At 70.0% G+C, this 4682-nt stretch carries 5 protein-coding genes; 4 read left to right on the top strand and 1 reads right to left on the bottom strand.

Going from position 1 to position 4682, the window contains the following annotated elements; genetic code table 11:
• Positions 1–182 precede the first annotated feature (182 nt).
• Positions 183–1631: an alkaline phosphatase PhoX gene (locus ACFWY6_RS38210; protein ID WP_384700454.1), complete on the bottom strand. Its 1449-nt coding sequence runs from the start codon at positions 1629–1631 to the stop codon at positions 183–185.
• 154 nt (positions 1632–1785) lie between these two features.
• On the opposite strand from ACFWY6_RS38210, the gene ACFWY6_RS38205 reads away from it, so the two are divergent.
• The 4 genes from ACFWY6_RS38205 to ACFWY6_RS38190 all read left to right on the top strand — a co-directional run.
• Positions 1786–2553, top strand: a complete 768-nt coding sequence (locus ACFWY6_RS38205) for an SDR family NAD(P)-dependent oxidoreductase (protein ID WP_384700452.1) — start codon at positions 1786–1788, stop codon at positions 2551–2553.
• Positions 2554–2700: 147 nt separating this feature from the next.
• Positions 2701–2928 (top strand): hypothetical protein, encoded by a 228-nt coding sequence (locus ACFWY6_RS38200; RefSeq protein ID WP_384700450.1) that lies wholly within the window; start codon positions 2701–2703, stop codon positions 2926–2928.
• A gap of 79 nt (positions 2929–3007) precedes the next feature.
• Positions 3008–4162, top strand: coding sequence for a hypothetical protein (locus tag ACFWY6_RS38195; RefSeq protein ID WP_384700448.1), 1155 nt, complete (start codon positions 3008–3010; stop codon positions 4160–4162).
• 28 nt (positions 4163–4190) lie between these two features.
• Positions 4191–4682 (top strand): hypothetical protein (locus ACFWY6_RS38190; RefSeq protein WP_384700446.1); only part of this gene is annotated, 492 nt, incomplete at its 3' end.

Raw genomic sequence — 4682 nt, 5'->3', positions numbered from 1 at the left:
TGGGGCGCGCCTTCATTTTTTAAAAACACAAACTCGGCTCTCACAGGGCGGGGGGCCGGGTGGGGGGCAATCGGGCGGGGGGGCGGCGAGATCACCGACCTCGCCGCCGACTCGTCCGGCTGGTACGCGCGCGTCGACAACGACTCCGTGCGCGCGGTCAACGCCCCCGGCCGGTCCCGCTCCTAGCCGCGCTGCCTCCGCCACGGCCCGGTGATCGCCAGCATGATGCCGGGCGACTGGATGTTGGCGTAGAGCGTCTTGCCGTCGGGCGAGAACGTGACGCCGGTGAACTCGCTGTAGGAGGGCTTCTCCGGGGTGCCCGCGTTGAGGTCGTTGCGGGCGATCGGGTACGTGCGGCCGCGGTCGGTCGACCCGAAGAGGTGCTGGATGCCGTCGCCGTCCTCGGCGATGACGAGGCCGCCGTACGGGGAGACGGTGATGTTGTCCGGGCCGTCGAAGGCACCGTCCTTGGAGGGGTCCTCGTTGACGCCGAGGAGGACCTTCAGGGTCAGGGTGCGGCGGGCCGGGTGGTAGAACCACACCTGTCCGTCGTGGTGGACGGGGCTCTCGTCACGGGCGTACGACGCGACGATGTAGACGCCGCCGTCGCCCCACCACATGCCTTCGAGCTTGCGGGCACGCGTGATGTCGCCGTCGTCGAACTGCTCGCGCACCGGGACCGTGCGGGCGTCGCGGTCGGGGACCTCCGCCCAGTCCACGCCGTACACCGTGCCGGTCTTGGTGGCGCGGGACAGGTCGTCCACGAAGCGGCCGCCGGAGTCGTAGCACTTGGGGGCCTTCAGTACGCCGGCGTCGTCCGCCAGGGTGCGCAGCTTGCCGCGGCCGTGCTCGAAGCCCTTCGGCGGGGTCCAGCGGTAGAGCAGGCCGTTGGGTCCGGAGGCGTCCTCGGTGAGGTAGAGGTGGCCGCGCTTGGGGTCGACGACGACGGCCTCGTGGGCGTAGCGGCCCAGCGCCTTGATCGGCTTGGGGTCGCGGTTGGCGCGCTTGTCGAGGGGGTCGACCTCGAAGACGTAGCCGTGGTCCTTGGTCATGCCGTTCTCGCCGGCCCGGTCCTCGGTCTCCTCGCCGGTCAGCCAGGTGCCCCAAGGAGTGCTGCCGCCCGCGCAGTTGGTGGCGGTGCCCGCGATGCCGACCCATTCGGCGACCTGTCCGTCGCGGCGGACCTCGACGACGGTGCAGCCGCCGGACGCGGCGGGGTCGTAGACGAGGCCCTCGGTGAGCGGGACCGGGTGCTTCCACTTGGAGCGGGGGCCGCTCAGCTCGTGGTTGTTGACGAGCAGGGTCACACCGCGCGGGCCCTCGAAGGTGGCCGTGCCGTCGTGGTTGGACGGCGTGAACTCGCCGGTCTCCAGCTTCGTCTTGCCGCTGTACGTGAGGACGCGGTACGAGAACCCGGCGGGCAGCGCGAGCAGGCCCTTCGGGTCGGGGACGAGCGGACCGTAGCCGGGGGCGCCGTACGTCGCGTCGGCGCCGTCCGCGTCGACGCCTTCCGTCTCGGTGGCGGCGAGCGCGCCGGGTGCGGTGGCGAGCGCGCCGACGCTGCCGGCCAGCGCGACCCCGGCGCCGGTGATCGCGGAGCGTCTGGCGAAGTCCCTGCGGGTGAGCGACATGATCTCTCCAAAGGCGCGTACGAGCGGACTACGGACGGACTGCGTGGGGCTCGGTCGCAGGCGGCGAGGATAGGCCGGGCTGCTGTCGGCGTCACGTTCCCGCTCGCGTATAAACGGCGGTTGAACACTGTCCGACGTCAAGGGGCTTCCTTCCATGAACCTGCCAGCCAGTGGCCGCCGTGTCCTGATCAGCGGAGCCTCCCGAGGCCTGGGGAGGGCTCTCGCGCAGGCCTTCGCGGAGAACGGGGACCGCGTCGCGGTGCACTACGGCTCGCGCGAGGAGGAGGCGCGGGCGACGCTCGACTCGCTGACGGGCGGCGGGCATGTGCTGGTGGGCGGTGACCTGTCGGATCCGGCGGGCGCCGCCGATGTCGCGGGGCGGGCCGCCGAGGCGCTGGGCGGCATCGACGTCCTGGTGAACAACGCCGCCGTGAACCTGCCGCATCCGCTCGCCGACACGTCGTACGAGGACTGGGCCGAGCTGTGGCAGCGGCATGTGTCCGTGAATCTCCTCGCCACGGCGAACCTCAGCCATCTGGCGGCCCGGCGGATGATCGACCAGGGCTCGGGCGGCCGGATCGTGAACATCGGCTCGCGCGGCGCGTTCCGGGGCGAGCCGGATCACCCGGCGTACGGGGCGACGAAGGCGGCCGTGCACGCGCTCGGGCAGTCCCTGGCCGTCTCGCTGGCCCCGCACGGCATCGCGGTGGCGTCCGTCGCGCCCGGCTTCTTCGAGACGGAGCGGGTGGCGCACCGGCTCAGCGGGGCGGAGGGCGCGGCGATCCGTGCGCAGAGTCCGTTCGGTCGGGCGGGGACAGCGGAGGAGATCGCGGCGGCGGTGCTGTGGCTGGCGTCGCCGGTGGCGGAGTGGGCGTCCGGCTCGGTGCTCGACCTCAACGGGGCGTCCCATCTGCGTACGTGAACCAGCAGCCGGAAGAATCTTCGTAAAGAAGGTCAACAGGCGCGGATCACCCGTAAAGCCAAGATTTCGTGCGGAACGCCTTGACCCGCGATCCACACGGCAATAGACATCCCCTACCTGCATCACCCGTTGGGGGAGGCGAGCCGCGTGGACGCACAGCAGGCACGCAGCCTCCATGAGGACCGGCTGATGAAGCTGGCCAATGTCACCGGAGTCGGCATCGGAAAGGACGAGCACTCGGGGGCGGACGTGATCGTCGTGTTCGTCACCCGCACAGTGCCCCGCGACCGGCTCCGTGACGAAGACGTGATTCCGGATCGGCTCGAAGGCGTCCCCGTGCGTGTGCTCGCCATCGGCGAGACCACAGCGCAGTAGGACGAGGCTCAGCGGGACGACCTGCGCAAGCGGCCCGGAACTCCACCCTTCAACCAAGGGGAAGAGGTGGTCTGGCGTGGTGAGCCAGCCCGAATTGATGCGAGGACCCACCGGCGGTCAGCTCAGTGACAGCTCACGTCAGCAGGCGACAGGGGACTTCCTGGGCCCCCAGACGTCGCTGGCCAACGTCGTCGGCTTCGGCCACGGCGTGAAGTGGATCAACGGCGAGCCCACGGGCGAACCCGCGGTCATGGTGTTCGTGACCCAGAAGGTTCCGGAGTCCATGCTCCCGGAGCGGGACGTGATCCCCTCCCAGATGGACGACGGCACCCCCACCGACGTCATCGCCGTCGGCCACGTCGCCGCGCAGCGGCAGCAGCGCAAGTCGGGCCGCACCGAGGACCGTTCGGTGACGTACGGCCCCGACGGCGGTGTGAGCGAGCAGCTCGGCGGCCTTTCGCAGCCCATGCTGGAAGAGCTCGCCGGACTCGGCGCGTTCGAGCCGCAGCTCCTCAAGCGCCGGATGCGCCCGTGCCCCTCCGGCTTCTCGGTCGGCAACGTACGGGTGACGGCAGGCACGCTCGGCAGCGTGGTCTACGACTTCCTGCCCGGCGCCTCCGTCGACCCGCCGGGCGCCGGCCTCGGCGTACCGGCGAAGTTCTACATCCTGTCCAACAACCACGTGCTCGCCGACTCCAACCGCGCCCAGCTGGGCAGCGCGATCGTGCAGCCGGGGATCTTCGACGGCGGCCAGGACCCCGCCGACCGCATCGCGACCCTGGAGCGCTTCATCACGATCCAGTTCGCGCCGCAGATCCCGCTGGAGCGGCACAACAACGTCGTCGACGCGGCGCTCGGCGCCGTCGACTTCCAGGACGCGACCCGTGAGACGTACTTCAGCGGTGCGCCGCGCGCCTGGCGCCGCAAGGCGAACGTGGCCGTCGGCGACCTGGTGAAGAAGACCGGCCGTACGACCAACATCTCCTTCGGCCGGATCATCGCCGTCGACGCGACGATCGACGTCAACTACGGCACGGCGGGCACGGCCCGCTTCAAGGACCAGATCCTGACGACGAACATCTCGGCGGGCGGCGACTCGGGGTCCCTGGTGACCTCGCTCGACAACGTCGCACTCGGCCTGCTGTTCGCCGGTTCCTCGACCGTGACCGTGCTCAACCACATCGAGAACGTCCGCGCGCTGCTGCGGGTCGAGGTCTCCGAGCAGCTGGCCTGACCGGTCGCACCACGAGAGGAGGGTTTTCATGACCACTCAGGCACGTAAGCAGAAGGGCCAGGCCCGCGCGGAGCACCGCTTCCACAATCCGCAGGGCGCCGAGGTCAAGACGCGCGACGAGGCGTTCGCCGCGCCCCAGGAGGTGTCCGCCGAGGCGGTCTCCACCGCGTGCAAGATGGAGCTGCACAACGGCGCGATCACCTTCGCCATCGAGGTGAAGTACAACCCGAACACCTACCCGCACGTGGTGACGGGCGGCCAGATCACCGCCGGTATCTGCGGCGCGCCGTGGGACATCACGGGCGGCCTCATCGGCGACACCATCCGCCTGGACGCCAAGCGCGCGGGCCAGGGATCGTGCGCGAACACGATCACGATCGTCGGCGAGTACCAGAACCCTCCGGCGTACCGGGGGACGTACGGCTTCGACGGTGCGACGTCGTCGTTCAAGCACACGACGCTGTATCCATTCTCATATACACAACAGACGCTGCCCAAGACAAATCAATTGTTTATGAAG

This window comes from Streptomyces sp. NPDC059037 (assembly GCF_042740015.1).
GTDB lineage: Bacteria > Actinomycetota > Actinomycetes > Streptomycetales > Streptomycetaceae > Streptomyces.
Note: the sequence above shows the minus strand (reverse complement) of the source record. Positions and strands in the feature narration are given on the sequence as shown.